This window comes from Burkholderia arboris, assembly GCF_038723655.1.
Classification (GTDB): domain Bacteria; phylum Pseudomonadota; class Gammaproteobacteria; order Burkholderiales; family Burkholderiaceae; genus Burkholderia; species Burkholderia arboris.
In genome coordinates this window covers 2,283,256-2,306,039 of record NZ_CP109821.1, presented here as the reverse complement: position 1 = coordinate 2,306,039, position 22,784 = coordinate 2,283,256, and the positions used below count along the sequence as shown (strand labels likewise).

The following is a 22,784-nucleotide window of genomic DNA, read 5'->3' as shown; positions in this document are numbered from 1 at the left end:
AACCGGTAAGTTTTCGAAACGAGTGATGTGCGCGCTGACCGTTGCGCTGGCCCTGGGCGCGGCAACGGTGCACGCACAGGACGTCGCCCGCATTGCGGCGGTCAATTCGGATCGGATCCTGCGCGAGTCGGTGCCCGCGAAGGCGGCGCAGACGAAGCTCGAAGCCGAGTTCGCGAAGCGTGACAAGGATCTGCAGGACCTGGGCGCGCGCCTGAAGTCGATGTCCGATTCGCTGGACAAGAACGGCGCGTCGCTGTCGGCGGCCGATCGTGCGCAGAAGCAGCGCGATCTCGCCCAGCTCGATACCGACTTCCAGCGCAAGCAGCGCGAGTTCCGCGAAGACCTGAACCAGCGTCGCAACGAGGAACTGGCGGCCGTGCTGGAGCGGGCGAACAAGGTCATCAAGCAGATCGCCGAGCAGCAGAATTACGACCTGATCGTGCAGGAAGCCGTGTACGTCAGCCCGCGCATCGACATCACCGACAAGGTGCTCAAGGCGCTCGCGTCCGGCTCGACGAACTGAACGGAGCAGACGACGAATGGCATTGACGCTTGAGGAACTCGTAAAGCGGTTCGGCGGCGAGATCGCCGGCGACGCACAGTGCAAGGTGGGCGGGCTCGCACCGCTCGACCAGGCAGGCCCTCAGCAACTCGCGTTCCTCGCGAATCCGAAGTACCTGTCGCAGGTCGAGACGACCCGGGCAGGCGCGGTGCTGATCGCACCGGAGGATCTGGAGAAGCTGGGTGCGGCCGCTAGCGGCCGCAATTTCATCGTCACGCCGAATCCGTACGCGTACTTTGCGCGCGTCGCGCAGATGTTCATCGACCTGGCCACGCCGCAGCGCGCCGCCGGCGTGCATCCGAGCGCGACGATCGATCCGGCCGCGAAGATCGCCGCGAGCGCGGTGATCGGCCCGCACGTGACGGTCGAGGCCGGCGCGGTGATCGAGGACGGCGTGCAGCTCGACGCGAACGTCTTCGTCGGCCGCGGCACGACGATCGGCGCCGGTTCGCACTTCTATCCGAACGCATCGGTGTACCACGGCTGCAAGGTCGGCCCGCGCGCGATCGTCCATTCGGGCGCCGTGATCGGCTCCGACGGCTTCGGCTTTGCACCGGATTTCGTCGGCGACGGCGACGCCCGCACCGGCAGCTGGGTCAAGATCCCGCAGGTCGGCGGCGTGACGATCGGCCCGGACGTCGAAATCGGCGCGAACACGACGATCGATCGCGGCGCGATGGCGGATACCGTCATCGAGGAATGCGTGAAGATCGACAACCAGGTCCAGATCGGCCACAACTGCCGGATCGGCGCCTATACGGTGATCGCCGGCAGCGCGGGCATCGCGGGCAGCACGACGATCGGCCGCCACTGCATGATCGGCGGCGCGGCCGGGATCGCCGGCCACGTGACGCTCGGCGACTATGTCATCATCACCGCGAAGTCGGGCGTATCGAAGTCGCTGCCGAAGGCCGGCATCTATACCAGCGCGTTTCCGGCCGTCGACCACGGCGAATGGAACAAGAGCGCCGCGCTCGTGCGCAACCTCGACAAGCTGCGCGAGCGCATCAAGGCGCTCGAAGCCGCGCTCGCCGCCCAGGGCGGCACGGACGCCTGAGCGCATCATGCGAGACCACGAACCGGGCACGGCCAGCGCAACCGGCCCGGTTTGCCAGACTGGGCCGCGCGGCGGCCCGCTTCAGCCTTTGCATCACCACCGCGCAGCCCCTGCGTGAGACGAACCATCATGAGCACTGAAAAAATCAATCTCGACATCCACAAGATCCTCACGCTGCTGCCGCATCGCTACCCGATTCTGCTCGTCGATCGCGTGCTCGAACTCGAGCCGCACAAAGGAATCAAAGCGCTGAAGAACGTGTCGATCAACGAGCCGTTCTTCCAGGGGCATTTCCCGAAGCGGCCGGTGATGCCGGGCGTGCTGATCCTCGAGGCGCTCGCGCAGGCGGCCGCACTGCTGACCTTCGCGGAAGAGCAGCCGAAGGATCCGGAGAACACGCTGTACTACTTCGTCGGCATCGACGGCGCGCGCTTCAAGCGCGTGGTCGAACCGGGCGACCAACTGATTCTGAACGTGACGTTCGAACGCTACATCCGCGGCATCTGGAAGTTCAAGGCGGTGGCGGAAGTGGACGGCAAGGTGGCGGCGGAAGCCGAGCTGATGTGCACGGTCAAGACGGCCGACGCGGCGCCCTGAGCGACGCGGCACGCATGGGCAACGCAACGCGACACATCACATCGAGAGGCAACGGCGCATGACCAGGATTCATCCCACCGCGATTGTCGAGCCGGGCGCGCAAATCGACGAATCGGTCGAGATCGGCCCGTACGCAATCGTCGGTCCGCACGTCACGATCGGCGCGCGCACGACGATCGGCTCGCACAGCGTGATCGAAGGCCATACGACGCTCGGCGAGGACAACCGCATCGGCCATTACGCGTCGGTCGGCGGCCGTCCGCAGGACATGAAGTACAAGGACGAGCCGACGAAGCTCGTGATCGGCAACCGCAACACGATCCGCGAATTCACGACGATCCACACGGGCACCGTGCAGGACGTCGGCGTGACGACGCTCGGCGACGACAACTGGATCATGGCCTACGTGCACATCGGCCATGACTGCCGCGTCGGCAACAACGTGATTCTGTCGAGCAACGCGCAGATGGCCGGCCACGTCGAGATCGGCGACTGGGCGATCGTCGGCGGCATGTCGGGTGTCCACCAGTTCGTGCGGATCGGCGCGCATTCGATGCTGGGCGGCGCGTCGGCGCTCGTGCAGGACATCCCGCCGTTCGTGATCGCGGCCGGCAACAAGGCAGAGCCGCACGGGATCAACGTCGAAGGGCTGCGCCGGCGCGGCTTCTCGGCCGATGCGATCTCGGCGCTGCGCAGCGCGTACCGCGTGCTGTACAAGAACGGCCTGTCGTTCGAGGAAGCGAAGGTGCAGTTGCGCGAGCTGGCGGAGGCGGGCGGCGACGGCGATGCACCGGTGAAGGCGCTCGTCGATTTCATCGACGCGTCGCAACGCGGCATCATCCGCTAAGCGATGCCGCTTCCGACCAATCAGCTCCGGCTCGCGATGGTAGCCGGCGAGCCGTCGGGCGACCTGCTCGGGGCATCGCTGCTCGGCGGGTTGCGCGAGCGGCTGCCCGAATCGGCCCAGTACTACGGGATCGGCGGGCAGCGGATGATCGCGCAAGGCTTCGACTCGCACTGGCAGATGGACAAGCTGACCGTGCGCGGCTATGTCGAGGCGCTGGGCCAGATTCCCGAGATCCTGCGGATTCGCGGCGAACTGAAGCGCCAGCTGCTCGCAGAGCGGCCGGACGCATTCATCGGCGTCGACGCCCCCGATTTCAACTTCAGCGTCGAACAGGCGGCGCGCGACGCAGGCATCCCGTCGATCCACTTCGTGTGCCCGTCGATCTGGGCGTGGCGCGGCGGCCGGATCAAGAAGATCGCGAAGTCCGTCGATCACATGTTGTGCCTGTTCCCGTTCGAACCGGCGATCCTCGACAAGGCGGGCGTCGCATCGACGTATGTCGGCCATCCGCTGGCCGACGAAATCCCGCTCGAACCCGACACGCACGGCGCGCGCATCGCGCTGGGCCTGCCCGCCGACGGCCCCGTGATTGCGGTGCTGCCGGGCAGCAGGCGCTCGGAGATCGCGCTGATCGGCCCGACGTTCTTTGCGGCGATGGCGCTGATGCAACAGCGCGAGCCCGGCGTGCGGTTCGTGATGCCGGCGGCGACGCCCGCGCTGCGCGAACTGCTGCAGCCGCTCGTCGACGCGCATCCGCAGCTCGCGCTGACGATCACCGACGGCCGCTCGCAGGTCGCGATGACGGCCGCCGACGCGATCCTCGTGAAGAGCGGCACCGTGACGCTGGAAGCCGCGCTGCTGAAGAAGCCGATGGTGATCTCGTACAAGGTGCCCTGGCTGACCGGGCAGATCATGCGCCGGCAGGGCTACCTGCCGTACGTCGGCTTGCCGAACATCCTGGCGGGGCGTTTCGTCGTGCCCGAGCTGCTGCAGCATTTCGCGACGCCCGAGGCGCTCGCCGATGCAACGCTCACGCAGCTGCGCGATGACGCGAACCGCCGCACGCTGACCGAAGTGTTTACCGAAATGCATCTTTCGCTGCGGCAGAATACGGCCGTGAAGGCGGCCGAAGCCGTCGTGCGCGTGCTCGAACACCGCAAGGGGCGCGCATGACCGCGGTACGTGCATCACGCCGCCGCGCGTCGAGCGACGAGCAGGGCGGTTTCGACTTCAGCCGTCCTGACGAAATCGTCTGCGGCGTCGACGAAGCCGGCCGCGGCCCGCTTGCGGGGCCGGTGGTGGCCGCCGCAGTGATTCTCGATCCGGCGCAGCCGATCGACGGGCTCGACGATTCGAAGGCGCTGTCCGCGAAGAAGCGTGACGCGCTGTACGACCTGATCGTCGCGCGGTCGCGCGCGTATTGCGTCGCGTCGGCGAGCGTCGACGAGATCGATACGCTGAACATCCTGCACGCGACGATGCTTGCGATGAAGCGGGCCGTCGAGGGCCTGTCGGTGCTGCCGACGCTCGCGCAGATCGACGGCAACCGCTGCCCGACGCTGATGGTGCGGGCCGAGGCGATCGTCAGTGGCGACGCGCTGGTGCCGAGCATCTCTGCCGCGTCGATCCTCGCGAAGGTCACGCGCGACCGGATGCTGGTCGACCTGCACGAGCGCTTCCCGGTGTACGGTTTCAACGTGCACGCGGGCTACGGCACCGCGAAACACCTTGCCGCATTGCGCGAGCACGGCCCGTGCGAAGCGCATCGGCGCACGTTCGCACCCGTCCGTGCGGCACTCGACCTGATTCGATGAAAAGCATTACTTCCCGCGACAACCCGCTGTACAAGCGCCTGAAGGCGCTCGCGGGTTCGACGCCCCATCAGCGCCGCAGCGGCCAGGCGCTGCTCGAAGGATTCCACCTCGCGAGCGCGTACCTCGAGACGGGTGCGACGCCGGAACTGTGCGTGGCGACCGAGGGCGCACTTGGCCACGCCGAGGCGCAGGCGATCGTCGCGCGCATCGATGCGCAGCGGATCGTCACGCTGCCCGACGCGCTGTTCGGGCAGTTGTCGAATGTCGTTAGCGGCGTCGGTTTCCTGCTGCTCGTCGACCGGCCCGAACAACCGCTGCCTGCTCGCGTCACGCATACGTCGGTCGTGCTCGACGGCGTGCAGGATGCCGGCAACGTCGGCTCGATCCTGCGCAGCGCGGCGGCGGCGGGCGTGCGCCACGTGTTCTGTGCGCCGGGCACCGCCTACGCGTGGTCGTCGAAGGTGCTGCGCTCGGGCATGGGGGCGCATTTCCTGCTGTCGATCCACGAGGATGTCGACGCCGTCGCGCTCGCCGAACGGCTCGGCGTGCCGGTCGCGCTGACCGACTCGCATGGCGCGCAGGCGGTCTACGACTGCGACCTGTCGGGGCCGGTTGCCTGGGTGTTCGGCAACGAGGGCGCCGGCGTGTCGGCGTTCTGGCGCGACGCGGCCACGCATCGCGTGACGATTCCACAGCCGGGCGGGATGGAGTCGCTGAACGTCGCGGCGGCGGCAGCGGTATGCCTGTTCGAGCAGGTGCGCCAGCAGCGGCCTGCGTGACGCCGCCCCCGCGCATTCGCCGCACCATGAAAAAAGGCCGCGTCAGACGCGGCCTTTTTGTTTCCGGCGGCGGACACGCGGCCGCCCGTGCTCAGTACGACTGCCGGTCGAGACGGATTTCCTGCAGGATCGTCGTCGCGATTTCCTCGATCGACTTGTGCGTCGACGACAGCCACTTGATCCCTTCGCGGCGCATCATCGCTTCGGCCTCGTTGATCTCGTAGCGGCAGTTCTCGGGCGCCGCATACTTGCTGCCCGGCCGGCGCTCGTTACGGATCTCCGACAGGCGCTGCGGGTCGATCGACAGCCCGAACAGCTTCTCGCGGTGTGCGGACAGCGCCGACGGCAGCTTGCCGCGCTCGAAGTCTTCCGGAATCAGCGGATAGTTTGCTGCCTTCACGCCGTACTGCATCGCGAGGTACAGGCTCGTCGGCGTCTTGCCGCTGCGCGACACGCCGACGAGAATCACGTCGGCTTCCGACAGGTTGCGGTTCGACTGGCCGTCGTCGTGCGCGAGCGAGAAGTTGATCGCCTCGATCCGCGTCTTGTATTCCTCGGTGTCGGCGTTCTGGTGGCCGCGGCCCATCGCGTGGCTGGACTTGAGCTCCAGCTCCTGCTCGAGCGGTTCGACGAAGCGCTGGAACATGTCGAGCACGAGCGCGTTCGAGCGCTTGACGATGTCGTTCGACTCGCTGTCGACGAGCGTCGTGAACACGATCGCGCGGCGGCCGTCGTGCACGGCGGCCTCGTTGATCTTCTCGACGGTCGCATAGGCCTTGTCGAGCGAGTCGACGAACGGCACGCGTACGAGACGGAATTTCTGGTCGAACTGGGAGAGGATCGAGTGCGCGAAGGTTTCGGCAGTGATCCCGGTGCCGTCGGAGACGATGAATACGGTAGGCAGCATGAATCTGGGCGTCGAGCGTGAAGGGCGGTTGCGCGGGCGGCTGGAGGTTCGCCTCCAGACGCAGTGACAAGGTCGCGCCACATCCGGCAGCCGGCACGGTAGAATAGCGGCAACCTGTTGGATAAGCAATTGCGGGGGCAGGGCGCGAACGGCGCCCGCGGCCTGACCACTTGATTCCAAAATTCCCGGCAAGTTTGGCGATTTGTCTGCATATATCGCCCTTCTGCCGGGATTTTTGCAAATCGGGTCGGAATATTTTTCGCCGCTGCGAGTGTTTATCTAACAGGTTGCGCAAGACGCGCCGCGCCTTTTTGCAAGCGCCCGCGTCCGAGCCCACTTGCGCAATCGAGCATTTTTTTCACACTTAGGGGCTTGTATGACTAACGCAGCAAACGTCGCAAAGGACCAGGCGTATGTAATTCCGTTCGAGCAGTTGCGGATGACCGATGTGGAAATCGTGGGCGGCAAGAATGCGTCGCTCGGCGAGATGATCAGCCAGCTTTCCGAAGCAGGCGTTCGCGTACCCACCGGTTTCGCCACGACCGCGCTCGCGTTCCGTGATTTCCTCAAGCACAACGACCTGACCGATCGTATTGCCAAGCGTCTCGAGTCCCTCGACATCGACGACGTGAAGGCGCTCGCCGAAGCCGGTGCCGAAATCCGCAAGTGGATCGTCGACGCGCCGATGCAGGCACGTCTCGAGCAGGAAATCCGCGAGCAGTTCGAAGTCCTGAAGAGCGGCTCGCCGGCCGAGCTGTCGTTCGCCGTGCGTTCGTCCGCGACCGCGGAAGACCTGCCCGACGCATCGTTCGCCGGCCAGCAGGAGTCGTACCTGAACGTCGTCGGCATCGAAGACGTGCTCGACCGCATGAAGCACGTGTTCGCGTCGCTGTACAACGACCGCGCGATCTCGTACCGCGTGCACAAGGGCTTCACGCACGCCGAAGTCGCGCTGTCGGCCGGCGTGCAGCGCATGGTCCGCTCGGACGTCGGCGCCGCCGGCGTGATGTTCACGATCGACACCGAATCGGGCTTCAAGGACGCCGTGTTCATCACGTCGAGCTACGGCCTGGGCGAAACCGTCGTGCAGGGCGCCGTGAACCCGGACGAGTTCTACGTGTTCAAGACGACGCTCGCGCAGGACAAGTACCCGATCATCCGCCGCTCGATCGGCTCGAAGCTGATCAAGATGGAATTCACGCAGCCGGGCGAGCCGGGCCGCGTGAAGACGGTCGACGTGCCGCACGAGCAGCGCAACCGCTACTCGATCACCGACGAGGACGTGATCGAACTGGCGAAGTACGCGGTCATCATCGAGAAGCACTACCAGCGTCCGATGGACATCGAGTGGGGCAAGGACGGCCGCGACGGCAAGATCTTCATCCTGCAGGCACGCCCGGAAACCGTGAAGAGCCAGGCAACCGGCAAGGCCGAGCAGCGCTTCAAGCTGAAGGGTCAGTCGCAGGTGCTGGCGACGGGCCGTGCGATCGGCCAGAAGATCGGCGCGGGCCCCGTGCGCGTGATCCAGGATCCGTCGGAAATGGAACGCGTGCAGCCGGGCGACGTGCTGGTGGCCGACATGACCGACCCGAACTGGGAGCCGGTGATGAAGCGTGCGGCTGCGATCGTCACGAACCGCGGCGGCCGGACCTGCCACGCGGCGATCATCGCGCGTGAGCTCGGCGTGCCGGCAGTCGTCGGTTGCGGCGATGCGACCGACATCCTGAAGGACGGCGCGCTCGTCACCGTGTCGTGCGCGGAAGGCGACGAAGGCAAGATCTACGACGGCCTGCTCGAGACGGAAGTCACGGAAGTGCAGCGCGGCGAACTGCCGGCAATTCCGGTCAAGATCATGATGAACGTCGGTAACCCGCAGCTCGCGTTCGACTTCTCGCAACTGCCGAACGGCGGTGTGGGTCTCGCACGTCTCGAGTTCATCATCAACAACAACATCGGCGTTCACCCGAAGGCGATTCTCGAGTACCCGAACATCGACCAGGACCTGAAGAAGGCGGTCGAGAGCGTCGCGCGCGGCCACGCGTCGCCGCGTCAGTTCTACGTCGACAAGCTGACGGAAGGCGTCGCGACGATCGGTGCTGCGTTCTATCCGAAGCCCGTGATCGTGCGTCTGTCCGACTTCAAGTCGAACGAGTACAAGAAGCTGATCGGCGGTTCGCGTTACGAGCCGGACGAGGAAAACCCGATGCTGGGCTTCCGTGGCGCGTCGCGTTACATCGCTGAAGACTTCGCGCAGGCGTTCGAGATGGAATGCCGTGCACTGAAGCGAGTGCGCGACGAGATGGGCCTGACCAACGTCGAGATCATGGTGCCGTTCGTGCGGACCGTGAAGCAGGCGGAGCGTGTCGTCGGCCTGCTCGAGAAGTTCGGCCTGAAGCGCGGCGAAAACGGCCTGCGCCTCGTGATGATGTGCGAAGTCCCGACCAACGCGATCCTCGCCGAAGAGTTCCTGCAGTACTTCGACGGTTTCTCGATCGGCTCGAACGACCTCACGCAGCTCACGCTCGGCCTCGACCGCGATTCGGGCATGGAACTGCTGGCCGTCGACTTCGACGAACGCGACCCGGCCGTCAAGTTCCTGCTGAAGCGCGCAATCGATACCTGCCGCAAGATGGGCAAGTACGTCGGTATCTGCGGCCAGGGCCCGTCCGATCACCCGGACTTCGCGCAATGGCTGACCGACGAAGGCATCGAGTCGATCTCGCTGAACCCGGACACGATCATCGATACGTGGCAAGCGCTCGCTGCCAACCGGAAGTAACGGTCGGTAATGCATCTTCGGCGAAGGAGCGGCACGGTCGCTCCTTCAATGAAGGCAAAATGCAAGGTTCATGCTATAAACACCCCGGTAAGCACCGGGGTGTTTTTGTTTGTCGGTACGCGCCGGGCCGCCCCAAGCGTATCGATCGCCCCTCGGGGGCGCGTCGTGCATGAGACCGGAGCAAGCGCTGAAGCGCCAACTCCGGCCGACAGCGAACGAGCGTAAGCGTGGGGGCCGTTTTCCTGGAGACCACAATCATGTCGGGGCATCTGTTCTGGTGGGTCGCGGTGGGCGTGCTGGTTGTCGCCGAGTTGCTGACCGGTACGTTCTATCTGTTGATGATCGCGCTCGGCTTTCTCGCGGGCGGGTTGCTGCAACTGGCTGGTTTCGCGCCGCACGTGCAGTTCGGCGCGGCGGCCGCGGTCGCGATCGTCGCGATGATCGTGCTGCGCCGGTCGGGGCTCGGCCGCAAGCAGAAGCGCGACACGTCGACGAATCCCGACGTCAATCTCGATATCGGCTCGACCGTCACGGTCGATGCATGGCGCGACGGACGCGCGCGCGTGCAGTATCGTGGTGCCGACTGGGACGTCGAGCTCGCGAACGGCGAGCGCGACGATGTGCACGTCTATCAGGTGAGTGCCGTGCGCGGCAATTGTCTCGTGGTCGTGGCGAAACCCGCGGGCTGATCGTCCGCTGATACAACAAGGAGGGAATACTTCATGGATTCGCTGATCATCTGGGTTGTCCTGCTCGTCATCGCGATCGTGATCGTGTCGAAGACGGTGAAGATCGTGCCGCAGCAGCATGCGTGGGTGCTCGAGCGCTTCGGGCGCTATCACGCGACGCTGTCGCCCGGTCTGAACATCGTGCTGCCGTTCGTCGATCGCATCGCGTACCGGCACATACTGAAGGAAATCCCGCTCGACGTGCCGAGCCAGGTCTGTATCACGCGCGACAACACGCAGTTGCAGGTCGACGGCGTGTTGTACTTCCAGGTGACCGATCCGATGAAGGCGTCGTACGGGTCGAGCAACTTCGTGCTCGCGATCACGCAGCTCGCGCAAACCACGCTGCGCTCGGTGGTCGGCAAGCTCGAACTCGACAAGACGTTCGAGGAGCGCGACTTCATCAACCACAACATCGTGTCGGCGCTCGACCAGGCCGCGGCGAACTGGGGCGTGAAGGTGCTGCGCTACGAGATCAAGGATCTGACGCCGCCGAAGGAAATCCTGCACGCGATGCAGGCGCAGATCACCGCGGAGCGCGAAAAGCGCGCGCTGATCGCGGCGTCCGAAGGCCGCAAGCAGGAGCAGATCAACCTCGCGTCGGGGGCGCGTGAAGCGGCGATCCAGAAGTCCGAGGGCGAGCGGCAGGCTGCGATCAACCAGGCGCAGGGCGAGGCCGCCGCGATTCTGGCGGTGGCCGAGGCGAACGCGCAGGCGATCCAGAAGATCGCGAACGCGATCCAGTCGCAGGGCGGGATGGATGCGGTGAACCTGAAGGTCGCCGAGCAGTATGTGAACGCGTTCTCGAACCTCGCGAAGCAGGGCAACACGCTGATCGTGCCGTCGAACCTGTCGGATCTCGGCACCGCGATCTCGTCGGCGCTGACGATCGTCAAGAACGCTTCGACGCCCGCGAAGGGCTGAGCGGCGCGGATCCGGTGCGCAGGCGGCCGCCGCATGCGATCGATGTGCGGCGAATCGTCGCGCAACCGGGCAACCGGCAAGCGCGATTCAGGTAGTCCAAAGCAACACGGCCCGCTTCGAGCGGGCCGTGTCGTTTGCGATGGGCGTGACGCGCGTCAGGTGCCGGCGCGCATGATGCGGGCCTTTTCGCGTTCCCAGTCGCGCTTCTTCTCGGTTTCGCGCTTGTCGTGCAGCTTCTTGCCCTTCGCGAGCGCGATGTCGCACTTCACGCGACCGCCCTTGTAGTGGAAGTTCAGCGGCACGAGCGTATAGCCACGCTGCTCGACCTTGCCGATCAGTTTCTTGATTTCCTCGCGGTGCAGCAGCAGCTTGCGCGTGCGAACCGGGTCGGGCGTGATGTGCGTCGAGGCTTCGGGCAGCGGGCTGATATGGGTACCGATCAGGAAGATTTCGCCGCTCTTCACGACGACGTAACCTTCCCGGATCTGGCCGCGCCCGGCGCGCAGCGCCTTGACTTCCCAGCCCTCGAGCACGAGCCCCGCCTCGTAGCGTTCCTCGATGTGATAATCGAAGTGCGCTTTCCTGTTGTCGATGATGCTCATGAAAGGATCGGGCCAACTCGTTTAAAATCACGATTTTAGCAAAGCGGGGCGGGAATCGCCCGGCTTGTGTTCCTACCTTAAGCGATGCCGCGCGATTTATGGCAGATGTCCAGAAAACCGTATTGATCCGTCATTCGGCGGAACAGATGTTCGACCTCGTCACCGACGTGGCCGACTACCCCAATTTCCTGCCCTGGTGCGGCGGCGTCGAGATTCGCCGTCAGGACGAGAGCGGGATGGAAGCGCGCATCGATATCAACTTCAAGGGCATCAAGCAGCATTTCGCGACGCGCAACACGCAGCAGCGCCCGACGCGGATCGACATGGAGTTCACGGACGGCCCGTTCAAGAAGTTCACGGGCTCGTGGCGCTTCACGGCGCTGCGTGCCGATGCGTGCAAGATCGAATTCGCGCTGCACTACGAGTTCTCGAGCATCCTGCTCGAGAAGATCATCGGGCCGGTGTTCAGCCACATCGCGAACACGTTCGTCGATTCGTTCGTGAAGCGTGCGGACCAGCGCTACGGGAAGGGGTGACGCGATGCTGTCGATCGAAGTCTGCTACGCGCTGCCGGACCGCCAGACGCTGATCCCGCTGTCGCTGCCAGAAGGGGCGACCGTTCGCTCGGCGATCGACGCGAGCGGCGTGCTCGCGCTGAACCCGGAGATCGATCTCGCGCAAGCGAAGACGGGCGTGTACGGCAAGCTCGCGCCGCTCGATGCGCCGCTCGCCGACCACGATCGCGTCGAGATCTATCGCCCGCTGATCGTCGATCCGAAGCTGGCGCGCCAGCGGCGTGTCGACAAGTCCCGACGTGCCGGCTCGATCGAGGGCCGCAAGTGGATGCACAAGGACGCGCGCTGACGCGTCATTCGTTCCGATTCGTCTGATCAAACGCCGCGGCGCTCCTTCTTAGCGGGCCGCGGCGTTTGCGTTGGGCGGCGCGTGGTCCGGCGTATTGCCGCCGGCCGGCGTGTCGCCGTGCTGTCGCACCGCGCCGTACACGCCGGCGAGCAGCAGCACGAGTGCGGTGATTTCGAGCGTGCGCGGCATCCGCTGGTCGTACACGAATGCGTACAGCATCGCGAACACGGTTTCGAACACGATCAACTGGCCCGACAACGTAAGCGGCAGCCGCTTCGACGCGGCATTCCACAGCCCGTTGCCGAGCCACGACGCGCCGATCGCGAGCACGAGGTTCAGCAGCCAGAACAACTGCCAGCGCGACGCCGGGACGGCCGCCTGCACCGTACCCGCGGGCAGCGCGAGGATCGCGATCCAGCAGAGGCCGCCGATCAGGCCCGTCACGACGCCCCACAGTATCGACCACTCGTTGCCGCCGAAACGATGATGGCGCTGCAGGTAGCGCGCGTTCGCCACCGCATACCAGGTCCAGCTGGCCAGCGCACCCGCCGCGCAGGCGATACCCGCGAGCTTCTGGGGGAGCGTGGTTGCGTGCGCGGCTTCCGACGTAAACAAATCGACGTTGATGCAGACGATGCCCGCGATCACCAGCGCGAGCGGGGCGGCGAGCCGCCGCAGCGGCACGGCGCCGTGGTCGCCGAGGCCGGCGAGCGTGACGGTCACGGGCAGCACGCCGACGATCAGCGAGCTGGGCGCGATGCCGATCAGGTGCACGGCGCCGGACAGCAGCATGTAGTACGCGACGTTGCCGACGACGGCGAGCTTCACCAGGGCTGCGAGGTCTTCACGGGTCAGCCGCGCGAGCAGCGAGCGGGCGGCCGGCAGCGCGGCCGCGACCGATACGAGGCCGTACATCGCGTAGCGGCCGGCGCTCAGCAGCAGCGGCGAAAAATCGGTCAGCAGCCGCGGAACGAGAAACACCATGCCCCACAGGGCACCCGCCAGGACACCATAAACCACACCGCGCTGCATCGACTGCTCCGAACGAATGACTGATGTGCGCGCATCTTAGCGACGCCGTCGCGGCGGCGTCTTGTTCATTCCTGCACTCGGGGCGTCGCGAATGCCGGCGTGCGGTGCGCCGGAGCGGCTTCGACGGGCGGCGGATCAGGCGTCAGCGGGATCGGGGGTTGCCTGCGTGCCGTCGCCTGCCGCACGCGTGTGCGCCGGACGCCGCACGGTGCGCAGCTTGCCGCTGTTGCCGCCGCCGCAATAGAAGCGGTCGTGGCCGTCGGATTCGAGCCCCGATACGCCGACACCGGGCGGCATGTCGACCTGCTCGAGCACCTCGCCCGTACGCGGATCGATGCGCCGCAGGTCGCTCTGGTCGGCTTCCCACGTGCCGTGCCACAGCTCGCCGTCGACCCACGTCACGCCGGTGACGAAGCGGTTTGACTCGATCGTGCGCAGCACGGCGCCCGATTGCGGATCCACCTGATGAATCTTGCGTTCGCGGTACTGGCCGACCCACAGCGTGCCTTCGGCCCACGCGAGCCCCGAATCGGCGCCGCCCCCGGGCGCCGGGATCGTCGCGAGCACGCGGCCCGATTCGGGGTCGATTGTCTCGATGCGGTCTTCGACGACCTGGAACAGGTGGCGGCCGTCGTACGCGGTGCCCGCGTGCGCGGCGACGTCGAGCGAGCGGACGGTCGTGCCGCGCCCGGGATCGAGCGCATTCAGCTTGTCGCCGGACGCGAACCACACGTGCTGCCCGTCGAACGTGACGCCGTGCACGCCGTCGACACCGGGAAACGGGCCGTATTCGTGAAGGATGTCTGCAGTGGAGCGTTTCATGTTCGTCACCTCGTCGTTCGATGAGGTCATCCTAATCTCCCGGCAGCGCAACAGGGAGTAACAAGGTCGTCGCGAAACCGGGCAGCGGCGGCGTCATCCAGCGGCGTGCGCGGCCTCGGCCAAGCGCCTGCGCCTTGCCGGCTTCGGCGAGCGCGTCGAGCGCACGTTGTACGGTGCGCTGGCTCGCGCCGAGCGCGAGCGCCAGCGCGGAGCTCGACCACGCTTCGCCGTCGGCGAGCAGCGCGAGCACCGCTGCGTGGCGATCGTCGACCGGGCGCGCGAGGACGACGGTCTCGCGCACGCCGAGCGGTTCGAGCGCGAAGCCGCGCGGTGTCGCAATGACGTTCGCGAGCGGGCGCAGCACCGCGCGCAACCGGCCGATCTCGACGCGCAGCCGCGCGCGATGCGATTCGTCCGCCTGTTTCGCGCGGAACGCGGCGGCGACGAGCGCGTTTCTCGACACGTCGCCCGGCCAGGCCTCGCCGAGCGCGCGGGCGAGCACGAACAGCACCGGGCGCCGCGCGAGCGACACGGTCGTGCGCGCGTCGCGCACCGTGTGGCGGCACGCATCGACGACGAGCGCATTCGACTCGAACAGCGTCTCGACTTCGTTGAGCGGGACGAGCCGCGATGAGCCGCGCGCAATGAGTCGCGCGGCCGGTGCGTCGAGCACGCCCGCCGCGGTGTCGACTTCGGCCGTCAGCGCGGCGATGCCGGCGTCGCGGGCGGCGGCCCGCGCACGGGCAAGCGCTGCACGGGCCGCGTGCGTGCGGATGCGGCGCATCGCGATGCCGGCCGCGATCAGTTCATGGGCGGCGCGCGACGCGGGCGGCAGTGGCGCGGGATCGAGCGTCGCGAGCCGCTGCTCGGCGTCGTCAAGGTGACCGATCAGCAACAACCGGCGCACGCCGAGATAGCGGGCATGCGCGGCATTTGCGCGGTCGCCGTGCGCGTCGAGCGTCGCGCAGGCCGCATCGAGCGCGCGCGTCGGCCACTGAAGGTCGCGCGACGCGAGCGCGATCTCGGCTTCCGCGACCACGCAGCGCGCCCGCGCGACGGCTTCCCTTGGACCGAACGCACGGGCGGCGCCGCGCACGAGGGCACGCGCGCGCTCGAAATCGCCGAGCTGCGCCATCGCGATGCCGCGCAGCGCGAGCGCCGGCGCATCGTCGCGCAGTGCAACGCGGTTCAGCGCGCCGAGCGCGTCGCCGGCCGCGAGCGCGCGTGCGGCCGCCGTGATCAGCGAATCCATTCGAATCCCGACACAGTTGTCACTCCCTCCGGCCCGATGTCGGCCACTAATCTAGCACCACGTACACGGCATCGTACGCCGTGCCCGGATACCCACCGAAGGAGGAACCCGCAATGACGACCCATCTCACCGGAACGCGCGACGAATGGCTGGCCGAGCGCCGCGCACTGCTCGACGCCGAAAAGGCGCTGACGCGGCAAAGCGACGAACTCGCGCGGCGGCGCCAGACACTGCCGTGGGTGCGCGTCGACAAGACCTACCGGTTCGACACCGAAGACGGGCAGGCGACGCTCGACGACCTGTTTCGCGGCCGCTCGCAACTGCTCGTCTATCACTTCATGTTCGGCCCCGATTACAAGGCGGGCTGCCCGTCATGCTCGGCGCTCGCCGATGGCTTCGACGGCTTTGCCGTGCATCTCGCGCACCACGACGTCACGCTGGCCGCCGTGTCGCGCGCGCCGCTCGTGAAGCTGCTCGCGTACCGCGAGCGGATGGGATGGACGTTTCCGTGGGCGTCGTCGGTCGGCAGCGAATTCAACTTCGACTTCAACGTGTCGTTCACCGAAACGCAGCAACGCGCGGGCGAGGTCGAATACAACTACGCGCGGGCCGGCCATGCGATGGACATGGATCCGCCGCCGGCACCCGTCGTGCAGTTTGCGGCCACCTGCGGCACCGACGCGGTTACGTACTCGCTCGACCGGCCGGGGATGAGCGCGTTCGTGCGCGAGGACGGCGCCGTCTATCACACGTATTCGACCTACGCGCGCGGGCTCGACGGGCTGTGGGGGATGTACCAGTGGCTCGATCGCGCGCCGCGCGGGCGCAACGAGGCGGGCCCGTGGTGGCGCCGTCACGACGAGTACGTGCGCGGTTGAGCGCCGGCCGGCGACGGGCGGGGGCGTGATGACACGGCCGGCAACCGGCGGGGCGGGCGCCAATCCACGAGTATTCGGCGCGGCGGTCCTGGCCGTGTTCGCCGTCGCGGTGACGGCGACACTGGTGCAGCACGCGTCGATGGCCGCGATGGGTGGCGAGCCGATGCCCGGCGGCTGGACGGCTTCGGCCGCATGGCTGCAGCCGTGCGGATGGGGCGCCGGGCGCGCACTCACCGCGTTCGCCGGAATGTGGGGCGCGATGACCGTGACGATGATGCTGCCCGTGCTCGCGCCGATGCTCTGGCGCTATCGCCAGAACATCGGTCGGCAGGCGGCGCCGCGTCCGGCCGGGCTCGTCGTCGTCGCGGGAGCGGGGTATTTCGCGGTGTGGATGGCCCTCGGGGCGCTCGTGTTTCCGGCCGGCGCTGCACTGACGGGCGCTGCCATGCGGCTGCCGGCGCTGGCCCGTGCGATGCCGTTCGCGGCCGGCATGGTCGTATTGGCTGCGGGCGGGTTGCAATTCTCCGCGTGGAAGGCGCGCCGGCTGTCGTGCTGCCGGCACGCGACGGGCGGCGCGCACCGGTCGCGGGCGGCGACTGCCGGCGCGGCATGGCGGTACGGCGTGCGGGCTGCGATGCATTGCAGCGCCTGCTGCGGAAACCTGATGGCGGTGGCGCTGGCCGTCGGCATGATGGACCTGCGCGTGATGGCGGCCGTGACGGTCGCGATCGCCGCCGAGCGCCTCGCGCCGTCCGGCGGACGAGTGGCGCGGATCGCCGGCTGTGCGGCGGTCGGCGGCGGCATTGCGATGATCGTGCATGCGGCCGGACTGCTATAACACAGGGTAGGCAGGCCGATTCGATGCGTTGCCGGGCCTTGTTTCACCGTGGCCGCGACCGTCGCGTGCCCCGTCCGCAACAGGCGAACGAGCCGTTTTGCCGCCGGTTGCGCGAATGGCTCGATGCAGCGGTGAAACGAAAGGCGATCGAAAACGAACCGAACCGCGATCCGAACGATTCGGCCCCCGAACGGCTGAAACCGGCTAAGCCGTTGTTCGTGTTGTGAAAATTCGCGGCGCTTCGCGTATAATTCGCTTTTGCGCCCATAGGATTTGCCATGCGTCTGATCCAAAAAGCACTCACTTTCGATGACGTGCTCCTCGTTCCCGCCTTTTCCGACGTTCTCCCGCGCGACACCAGCCTCAAGACCAAGCTGACCCGCAACATCTCCCTGAACATGCCGCTCGTGTCCGCCGCGATGGACACGGTCACCGAAGGTCGCCTCGCGATCGCGATGGCGCAGCAGGGTGGCGTCGGTATCGTCCACAAGAACCTCACGCCGGCCGAACAGGCTCGCGAGGTCGCGAAGGTCAAGCGTTTCGAGTCGGGCGTCGTCCGCGACCCGATCACGGTGCCGCCGCAGATGAAGGTGCGCGACGTGATCGCGCTGTCGCGCCAGCATGGCATCTCGGGCTTCCCGGTCGTCGAAGGTCCGCAACTCGTCGGTATCGTCACGAACCGCGACCTGCGTTTCGAAACGCGCCTCGACGAGCCGGTCAAGTCGATCATGACGCCGCGCGAGCGCCTCGTCACGGTCAAGGAAGGCACGCCGCTTGCCGAAGCGAAGGCGCTGATGCACAGCCACCGCCTCGAGCGCGTGCTGGTCGTCAACGACGCGTTCGAACTGCGCGGCCTGATGACCGTCAAGGACATCACGAAGCAGACCGAGCACCCGGACGCGTGCAAGGACGAACACGGCAAGCTGCGCGCAGGCGCGGCGGTCGGCGTCGGCCCGGACAACGAAGAGCGCGTCGAGCTGCTGGTGCAGGCCGGCGTCGACGTGATCGTCGTCGATACCGCGCACGGTCACAGCAAGGGCGTGCTCGAGCGCGTCCGCTGGGTCAAGCAGAACTTCCCGCATGTCGAAGTGATCGGCGGCAACATCGCGACGGCCGCTGCCGCGAAGGCGCTGGTCGAATACGGCGCGGACGCGGTCAAGGTCGGTATCGGCCCGGGCTCGATCTGCACGACGCGGATCGTCGCGGGTGTCGGCGTGCCGCAGATCAGCGCGATCGCGAACGTCGCGGAAGCGCTGAAGGGCACCGGCGTGCCGTGCATCGCCGACGGTGGCGTGCGCTTCTCGGGTGACGTGTCGAAGGCCCTCGCGGCCGGCGCGAACGCGGTGATGATGGGCAGCATGTTCGCGGGCACCGAAGAGGCGCCGGGCGACGTGTTCCTGTATCAGGGCCGCCAGTACAAGTCGTACCGCGGCATGGGTTCGGTCGGCGCGATGAAGGACGGCGCGGCAGACCGCTACTTCCAGGACAATTCGGCGAACATCGACAAGCTCGTGCCGGAAGGCATCGAAGGCCGCGTCGCATACAAGGGTTCGGTCAACGCGATCCTGTTCCAGCTGGTCGGCGGCGTGCGCGCCAGCATGGGCTACTGCGGCTGCCGCACGATCGACGAGCTGCACGAGAAGGCCGAGTTCGTCCAGATCACGGCAGCGGGCATGCGCGAGTCGCACGTGCACGACGTGCAGATCACGAAGGAAGCACCGAACTATCACGTGGACTGATCGCCGATGAAACCGCTGCTGCGAGCTGTGCTGATCATCGATGCCGTATTGCTGCTGGCGTTCGGCGTGCTGTTCGTGCTGACGCCCTGGCAGTCGCTGTTCAACGCATTGCAGCTGGCGAACATCCAGCCTGCGATGCTCGGCCAGGCGTTCGGCATCGCGTTGCTCGGGCTCGCGTGGCTCGCGTTTCATGCGGCGTTCAACGGCGATCTCACGGCGCCTGTCGCGCGGTCGGTCGGTCACGTGTACTGGCTGACCGGCGTGCTGACGATCGTCTGGTCGCTCGGGGCCGGCAACGGTCCCGCGCTGGCGGCCGCCGGCCGGGTGCTGTCGGTCGCGGCCGGCGTTGTGCTGATCGTGCTCGGTCTCGGCGGCGTGCGGATCGCATCGGCCGTGCGCCGGCGCGAGAAGGCGCAGGCGCTCGAGGCGCGCGCACCGGCGCAGCGTCCGGCCGAGCCGGCGATGGCGCCCGCGTCGTCGCCCGCACCGCAGCGTGCCGAGCCCGTCGTCAGCCGTCCCGCGGCGCCCGCGGCATCGTCGCCGGCTGCATCCGGTTCCAGTCGATCGTCAGGCGGCGTCGCACTCGACGAACGCCCGCCGATGCAGGATTGACCGGCGATGCGTCGCGCGAGCCGCCTGCCGCCCGACGCCGCTGTCCATGCTTTTGACGCAGCGCTTGGTGCGCTGCTTTTCTTATTCTCTTCATCCCGTCCGCAGCCATGCACGACAAAATCCTGATTCTCGACTTCGGTTCGCAAGTCACCCAACTGATTGCGCGGCGTGTGCGTGAAGCGCACGTCTACTGCGAAATCCATCCGAACGATGTGTCCGACGACTTCGTCCGCGAGTTCGCGCCGAAGGCGGTGATCCTGTCGGGCAGCCACGCGAGCACGTACGAAGACCATCAGCTGCGCGCGCCGCAGGCCGTGTGGGATCTCGGCGTGCCGGTGCTCGGCATCTGCTACGGCATGCAGACGATGGCCGTGCAGCTCGGCGGCAAGGTCGAGTGGAGCGACCATCGCGAATTCGGCTACGCGGAAATGCGTGCGCACGGCCATACGCGCCTGCTCGACGGCATCGAGGATTTCACGACGGCCGAAGGCCACGGGATGCTGAAGGTCTGGATGAGCCACGGCGACAAGGTTGCCGAGCTGCCGCCGGGCTTCGCGCTGATGGCGTCGACGCCGAGCTGCCCGATCGCCGGCATGGCCGATGAAGCGCGCGGCTACTACGCGGTGCAGTTCCACCCGGAAGTCACGCACACGGTGAAGGGCCGCCAGATCATCGAACGCTTCGTGCTGCAGATCGCCGGCGCGAAGCCCGACTGGATCATGAAGAACCACATCGAGGAAGCCGTCGCGAAGATCCGCGAGCAGGTCGGTGACGAGGAAGTGATTCTCGGCCTGTCGGGCGGCGTCGATTCGAGCGTCGCGGCCGCGCTGATCCATCGCGCGATCGGCGACCAGCTCACGTGCGTGTTCGTCGACCACGGCCTGCTGCGCCTGAACGAAGGCAAGATGGTGCTCGACATGTTCGAGGGCCGCCTGCATGCGAAGGTCGTGCACGTCGATGCGGCTGACCAGTTCCTCGGCCACCTGGCCGGCGTGACCGATCCGGAAGCGAAGCGCAAGATCATCGGCCGCGAATTCGTCGAGGTGTTCCAGGCCGAGGCGAAGAAGCTGTCGAAGGCGAAGTGGCTCGCGCAGGGCACGATCTACCCGGACGTGGTCGAATCGGGCGGCACGAAGACGAAGAAGGCGACGACGATCAAGAGCCACCACAACGTCGGCGGCCTGCCGGAAACGCTCGGCCTGAAGCTGCTCGAGCCGCTGCGCGACCTGTTCAAGGACGAAGTGCGCGAGCTGGGCGTCGCGCTCGGCCTGCCGCCGGAGATGGTGTACCGTCATCCGTTCCCCGGCCCGGGCCTCGGCGTGCGGATCCTCGGCGAAGTGAAGCGCGAATTCGCGGATCTGCTGCGCCGCGCAGACGCGATCTTCATCGAGGAACTGCGCGGCACGACCGCGACCGCGCAGGATGCAGCTGCCGGCCTGTGCGGTGAAGCCGACGTCGGCAAGAGCTGGTACGACCTGACGAGCCAGGCGTTCGCGGTGTTCCTGCCGGTCAAGTCGGTCGGCGTGATGGGCGATGGCCGGACGTATGACTACGTGACGTCGCTGCGCGCCGTGCAGACGACCGACTTCATGACCGCACACTGGGCGCACCTGCCGTACGCGCTGCTGGGTCGCGCGTCGAACCGGATCATCAACGAGGTGCGCGGGATCAACCGGGTCGTGTACGACATCTCGGGCAAGCCGCCGGCGACGATCGAGTGGGAGTGAAAATCCTGATAAATCAGGGGCTTATTCGATTCTCGCACTCGCGTATTCGTTGATGTTGCGTTAGCTCGTAACTGGATCCCTGCTTCAGTTCGTCCGCTGTCCAGGCTCAGATTTGGACAGGATTTGGACAAGAAACGGCTTGGCAACTGCCAAGCCGTTTCGCATTGTAGCCTTTTTCTCGGGTCACACTGCTCAACCCCACGTGTGGGCAAATAGCGGGGGAATTGGGTTTGCGGCCATTGAAAATCAAAAGGATGGCACGTAGTTTCGACTGCGGCGGGTCTTTGCCCGCCGGCCGTTCGGTGCAACAGGGAGATGAACTATGCCTTCGTCCAAGAAGACTACCGAGGCAACGACCGCAGAACTGGCATGGTTCAAGCTCGACAATTACGCTGGACTCAGTCAGCTCTCGGCGCTGGGCTGGGCTGGCTTGGTGGGGGATCGTCTCGCCATACGCCGGGCTATTGATGGTGGCATTCCCGAGTCGGTGGTCAGTGTCTTCAAATCGATCAAGGCTCAGCCTCTGAAGCCGCTCGGCTCAGGTGTCCGGTACACCGGGGCTAGCCATGCGGCCAACACGGCGACGGTCAAGTCCCTGAATCTGAATCGTCTCAGGCATCTCACCGACGAGGCAGCGCTGTCGCGTGGCCACAACGGCGCTGATGCGGTTGTGGACGAATTGCTGGCTCGCAATCCCGAATCGCCTTTCCAGCGATACGCTCACGTGATGGTCTCGATCGATGCACCGAAGGATCAGATCGTCGATGACTTCGAGCGCTGGCTGGACGGGTGGCTGGCGGCTTCGGCGTCTTTGTCCGGTACGGACTTTCAAAACGGCGACTACATGGACAAGGCACGAAACAGATGGATTCCGCTACGTGCCGTACCGTGGTATGACCTTGACCTGTTCGAGCGGATGACGGGAAAAGCCGTGCCGCCGGCGTTCCGGTGGAGCCGGCTCTTTCCTGGCGTGGATGCCGAAGCACTGGAGTCGAAGAAAAAAGGTGCTCGCAATGCGGCGGCCCAATTGTTCTCGGACGACACGCTTACCGTTTTGCAGAGCATGGCCTAGCACGGCGTAGTGTGGCCACTGTTTCTCCGATCTGGAAAATTTCCGCGACGAATTTCTTTCCTGTTCATCGATCTTCGCTCCGCTGCATAATCCGATTTATCAGTCGATGATCTTCGGTTGATGGTCCAGTGCTTGTTGAGGATGTCTATTTCATCTGGAAGACATCACCGAAACAGACGCGGCTCTTGCGCATTCTGGATCTCGCTCTTTAACAATCGAAGTTTTCTTTTCCTGCTTCTGCGCCGGTCGACGCGGGGGCAGCGATCCCTTTTCAACCAGAAACTTGCATTACGGCAACTGGACGATGCGAGTAGGCCACTGATGGCTTGACAACACACGAGATGTCGTCAGG

At 66.2% G+C, this 22,784-nt stretch carries 23 protein-coding genes; 18 read left to right on the top strand and 5 right to left on the bottom strand.

Translation table 11 applies throughout. The features are described 5' to 3' along the window. Window positions 1-25: 25 nt before the first annotated feature. The 7 genes from OHZ10_RS10820 to OHZ10_RS10790 all read left to right on the top strand — a co-directional run bounded on the left by OHZ10_RS10820 (window position 26) and on the right by OHZ10_RS10790 (window position 5,656). The gene (locus tag OHZ10_RS10820; protein ID WP_059233856.1) at window positions 26-523 is read left to right on the top strand and encodes an OmpH family outer membrane protein; all 498 of its coding nucleotides are present in this window, start codon (window positions 26-28) and stop codon (window positions 521-523) included. Between the two features lie 16 nt (window positions 524-539). After that, complete coding sequence (gene lpxD, locus OHZ10_RS10815) at window positions 540-1,619, top strand: UDP-3-O-(3-hydroxymyristoyl)glucosamine N-acyltransferase (RefSeq protein ID WP_342702431.1); 1,080 nt, start codon at window positions 540-542, stop codon at window positions 1,617-1,619. Between the two features lie 129 nt (window positions 1,620-1,748). After that, window positions 1,749-2,216: a 3-hydroxyacyl-ACP dehydratase FabZ gene (gene fabZ / locus OHZ10_RS10810; protein ID WP_006495559.1), complete on the top strand. Its 468-nt coding sequence runs from the start codon at window positions 1,749-1,751 to the stop codon at window positions 2,214-2,216. A 58-nt stretch (window positions 2,217-2,274) separates the two neighbouring features. Beyond that, window positions 2,275-3,063: an acyl-ACP--UDP-N-acetylglucosamine O-acyltransferase gene (lpxA, locus tag OHZ10_RS10805; RefSeq protein ID WP_059233858.1), complete on the top strand. Its 789-nt coding sequence runs from the start codon at window positions 2,275-2,277 to the stop codon at window positions 3,061-3,063. A 3-nt stretch (window positions 3,064-3,066) separates the two neighbouring features. Further along, window positions 3,067-4,236 (top strand): lipid-A-disaccharide synthase, encoded by a 1,170-nt coding sequence (gene lpxB / locus OHZ10_RS10800; RefSeq protein WP_059233859.1) that lies wholly within the window; start codon window positions 3,067-3,069, stop codon window positions 4,234-4,236. Continuing rightward, the gene (gene rnhB, locus OHZ10_RS10795; protein WP_059233860.1) at window positions 4,233-4,877 is read left to right on the top strand and encodes a ribonuclease HII; all 645 of its coding nucleotides are present in this window, start codon (window positions 4,233-4,235) and stop codon (window positions 4,875-4,877) included. Before lpxB ends, rnhB begins: the two co-directional genes overlap by 4 nt. Further along, window positions 4,874-5,656: an RNA methyltransferase gene (locus OHZ10_RS10790; protein ID WP_342702419.1), complete on the top strand. Its 783-nt coding sequence runs from the start codon at window positions 4,874-4,876 to the stop codon at window positions 5,654-5,656. Before rnhB ends, OHZ10_RS10790 begins: the two co-directional genes overlap by 4 nt. Before the next feature lie 91 nt (window positions 5,657-5,747). On the opposite strand, the gene ppsR is transcribed toward OHZ10_RS10790, so the two are convergent. Then, window positions 5,748-6,563 carry a posphoenolpyruvate synthetase regulatory kinase/phosphorylase PpsR gene (ppsR, locus tag OHZ10_RS10785; RefSeq protein ID WP_047900996.1) on the bottom strand — a complete coding sequence of 272 codons (816 nt, stop codon included), beginning with the start codon at window positions 6,561-6,563 and terminating at the stop codon, window positions 5,748-5,750. Window positions 6,564-6,939: 376 nt separating this feature from the next. Between ppsR and ppsA the strand changes: the two genes are divergently transcribed. The 3 genes from ppsA to OHZ10_RS10770 all read left to right on the top strand — a co-directional run bounded on the left by ppsA (window position 6,940) and on the right by OHZ10_RS10770 (window position 10,994). After that, on the top strand, window positions 6,940-9,342 hold the full coding sequence (gene ppsA, locus OHZ10_RS10780) for a phosphoenolpyruvate synthase (RefSeq protein WP_059233862.1): 2,403 nt from the start codon (window positions 6,940-6,942) through the stop codon (window positions 9,340-9,342). A gap of 254 nt (window positions 9,343-9,596) precedes the next feature. After that, entirely contained in the window at window positions 9,597-10,031 is a 435-nt protein-coding gene (locus OHZ10_RS10775) for an NfeD family protein (RefSeq protein WP_059236712.1), read from the top strand. Between the two features lie 33 nt (window positions 10,032-10,064). Next, window positions 10,065-10,994 (top strand): SPFH domain-containing protein, encoded by a 930-nt coding sequence (locus OHZ10_RS10770; protein ID WP_059233863.1) that lies wholly within the window; start codon window positions 10,065-10,067, stop codon window positions 10,992-10,994. Window positions 10,995-11,149: 155 nt separating this feature from the next. Here the strand turns inward: OHZ10_RS10770 and smpB are convergent, their stop codons facing one another. Continuing rightward, complete coding sequence (smpB, locus tag OHZ10_RS10765; RefSeq protein ID WP_014896751.1) at window positions 11,150-11,596, bottom strand: SsrA-binding protein SmpB; 447 nt, start codon at window positions 11,594-11,596, stop codon at window positions 11,150-11,152. Window positions 11,597-11,694: 98 nt separating this feature from the next. Here smpB and OHZ10_RS10760 point away from each other — a divergent pair, with 98 nt between their 5' ends. Both OHZ10_RS10760 and OHZ10_RS10755 read left to right on the top strand, forming a co-directional pair. After that, window positions 11,695-12,132, top strand: a complete 438-nt coding sequence (locus OHZ10_RS10760) for a type II toxin-antitoxin system RatA family toxin (RefSeq protein ID WP_034188832.1) — start codon at window positions 11,695-11,697, stop codon at window positions 12,130-12,132. A 4-nt stretch (window positions 12,133-12,136) separates the two neighbouring features. Further along, window positions 12,137-12,460: an RnfH family protein gene (locus tag OHZ10_RS10755; RefSeq protein WP_342702414.1), complete on the top strand. Its 324-nt coding sequence runs from the start codon at window positions 12,137-12,139 to the stop codon at window positions 12,458-12,460. 48 nt (window positions 12,461-12,508) lie between these two features. Here the strand turns inward: OHZ10_RS10755 and OHZ10_RS10750 are convergent, their stop codons facing one another. The 3 genes from OHZ10_RS10750 to OHZ10_RS10740 form a co-directional block, all read right to left on the bottom strand. Then, window positions 12,509-13,492 carry a DMT family transporter gene (locus OHZ10_RS10750; protein WP_342702412.1) on the bottom strand — a complete coding sequence of 328 codons (984 nt, stop codon included), beginning with the start codon at window positions 13,490-13,492 and terminating at the stop codon, window positions 12,509-12,511. 135 nt (window positions 13,493-13,627) lie between these two features. Further along, window positions 13,628-14,314: a glutaminyl-peptide cyclotransferase gene (locus OHZ10_RS10745; RefSeq protein ID WP_342702411.1), complete on the bottom strand. Its 687-nt coding sequence runs from the start codon at window positions 14,312-14,314 to the stop codon at window positions 13,628-13,630. A gap of 31 nt (window positions 14,315-14,345) precedes the next feature. After that, window positions 14,346-15,566 carry a helix-turn-helix domain-containing protein gene (locus OHZ10_RS10740; RefSeq protein WP_342702409.1) on the bottom strand — a complete coding sequence of 407 codons (1,221 nt, stop codon included), beginning with the start codon at window positions 15,564-15,566 and terminating at the stop codon, window positions 14,346-14,348. A gap of 113 nt (window positions 15,567-15,679) precedes the next feature. On the opposite strand from OHZ10_RS10740, the gene OHZ10_RS10735 reads away from it, so the two are divergent. The 6 genes from OHZ10_RS10735 (at window position 15,680) to OHZ10_RS10710 (ending at window position 22,432) form a co-directional block, all read left to right on the top strand. Further along, entirely contained in the window at window positions 15,680-16,444 is a 765-nt protein-coding gene (locus OHZ10_RS10735) for a DUF899 domain-containing protein (RefSeq protein WP_342702407.1), read from the top strand. 28 nt (window positions 16,445-16,472) lie between these two features. Continuing rightward, the gene (locus OHZ10_RS10730) at window positions 16,473-17,282 is read left to right on the top strand and encodes a DUF2182 domain-containing protein (protein WP_342702406.1); all 810 of its coding nucleotides are present in this window, start codon (window positions 16,473-16,475) and stop codon (window positions 17,280-17,282) included. A 278-nt stretch (window positions 17,283-17,560) separates the two neighbouring features. Beyond that, window positions 17,561-19,021, top strand: a complete 1,461-nt coding sequence (gene guaB / locus OHZ10_RS10725) for an IMP dehydrogenase (protein WP_034207642.1) — start codon at window positions 17,561-17,563, stop codon at window positions 19,019-19,021. A gap of 6 nt (window positions 19,022-19,027) precedes the next feature. Further along, window positions 19,028-19,633, top strand: coding sequence for a hypothetical protein (locus OHZ10_RS10720; protein WP_059233869.1), 606 nt, complete (start codon window positions 19,028-19,030; stop codon window positions 19,631-19,633). A 107-nt stretch (window positions 19,634-19,740) separates the two neighbouring features. Further along, the gene (gene guaA, locus OHZ10_RS10715) at window positions 19,741-21,360 is read left to right on the top strand and encodes a glutamine-hydrolyzing GMP synthase (protein WP_059233870.1); all 1,620 of its coding nucleotides are present in this window, start codon (window positions 19,741-19,743) and stop codon (window positions 21,358-21,360) included. A 322-nt stretch (window positions 21,361-21,682) separates the two neighbouring features. Then, the gene (locus OHZ10_RS10710) at window positions 21,683-22,432 is read left to right on the top strand and encodes a hypothetical protein (protein ID WP_342702402.1); all 750 of its coding nucleotides are present in this window, start codon (window positions 21,683-21,685) and stop codon (window positions 22,430-22,432) included. Window positions 22,433-22,784 lie beyond the last annotated feature (352 nt).

Excerpts from the sequence above, each read along its gene's own strand:
- OHZ10_RS10820 (WP_059233856.1), top strand. The coding sequence starts at position 26 with ATGTGCGCGCTGACCGTTGCGCTGGCCCTGGGCGCGGCAACGGTGCAC.
- lpxD (WP_342702431.1), top strand. The coding sequence starts at position 540 with ATGGCATTGACGCTTGAGGAACTCGTAAAGCGGTTCGGCGGCGAGATC.
- fabZ (WP_006495559.1), top strand. The coding sequence starts at position 1,749 with ATGAGCACTGAAAAAATCAATCTCGACATCCACAAGATCCTCACGCTG.
- lpxA (WP_059233858.1), top strand. The coding sequence starts at position 2,275 with ATGACCAGGATTCATCCCACCGCGATTGTCGAGCCGGGCGCGCAAATC.
- lpxB (WP_059233859.1), top strand. The coding sequence starts at position 3,067 with ATGCCGCTTCCGACCAATCAGCTCCGGCTCGCGATGGTAGCCGGCGAG.
- rnhB (WP_059233860.1), top strand. The coding sequence starts at position 4,233 with ATGACCGCGGTACGTGCATCACGCCGCCGCGCGTCGAGCGACGAGCAG.
- OHZ10_RS10790 (WP_342702419.1), top strand. The coding sequence starts at position 4,874 with ATGAAAAGCATTACTTCCCGCGACAACCCGCTGTACAAGCGCCTGAAG.
- ppsR (WP_047900996.1), bottom strand. The coding sequence starts at position 6,563 with ATGCTGCCTACCGTATTCATCGTCTCCGACGGCACCGGGATCACTGCC.
- ppsA (WP_059233862.1), top strand. The coding sequence starts at position 6,940 with ATGACTAACGCAGCAAACGTCGCAAAGGACCAGGCGTATGTAATTCCG.
- OHZ10_RS10770 (WP_059233863.1), top strand. The coding sequence starts at position 10,065 with ATGGATTCGCTGATCATCTGGGTTGTCCTGCTCGTCATCGCGATCGTG.
- smpB (WP_014896751.1), bottom strand. The coding sequence starts at position 11,596 with ATGAGCATCATCGACAACAGGAAAGCGCACTTCGATTATCACATCGAG.
- OHZ10_RS10760 (WP_034188832.1), top strand. The coding sequence starts at position 11,695 with ATGGCAGATGTCCAGAAAACCGTATTGATCCGTCATTCGGCGGAACAG.
- OHZ10_RS10755 (WP_342702414.1), top strand. The coding sequence starts at position 12,137 with ATGCTGTCGATCGAAGTCTGCTACGCGCTGCCGGACCGCCAGACGCTG.
- OHZ10_RS10750 (WP_342702412.1), bottom strand. The coding sequence starts at position 13,492 with ATGCAGCGCGGTGTGGTTTATGGTGTCCTGGCGGGTGCCCTGTGGGGC.
- OHZ10_RS10745 (WP_342702411.1), bottom strand. The coding sequence starts at position 14,314 with ATGAAACGCTCCACTGCAGACATCCTTCACGAATACGGCCCGTTTCCC.
- OHZ10_RS10740 (WP_342702409.1), bottom strand. The coding sequence starts at position 15,566 with ATGGATTCGCTGATCACGGCGGCCGCACGCGCGCTCGCGGCCGGCGAC.
- OHZ10_RS10735 (WP_342702407.1), top strand. The coding sequence starts at position 15,680 with ATGACGACCCATCTCACCGGAACGCGCGACGAATGGCTGGCCGAGCGC.
- OHZ10_RS10730 (WP_342702406.1), top strand. The coding sequence starts at position 16,473 with ATGACACGGCCGGCAACCGGCGGGGCGGGCGCCAATCCACGAGTATTC.
- guaB (WP_034207642.1), top strand. The coding sequence starts at position 17,561 with ATGCGTCTGATCCAAAAAGCACTCACTTTCGATGACGTGCTCCTCGTT.
- OHZ10_RS10720 (WP_059233869.1), top strand. The coding sequence starts at position 19,028 with ATGAAACCGCTGCTGCGAGCTGTGCTGATCATCGATGCCGTATTGCTG.
- guaA (WP_059233870.1), top strand. The coding sequence starts at position 19,741 with ATGCACGACAAAATCCTGATTCTCGACTTCGGTTCGCAAGTCACCCAA.
- OHZ10_RS10710 (WP_342702402.1), top strand. The coding sequence starts at position 21,683 with ATGCCTTCGTCCAAGAAGACTACCGAGGCAACGACCGCAGAACTGGCA.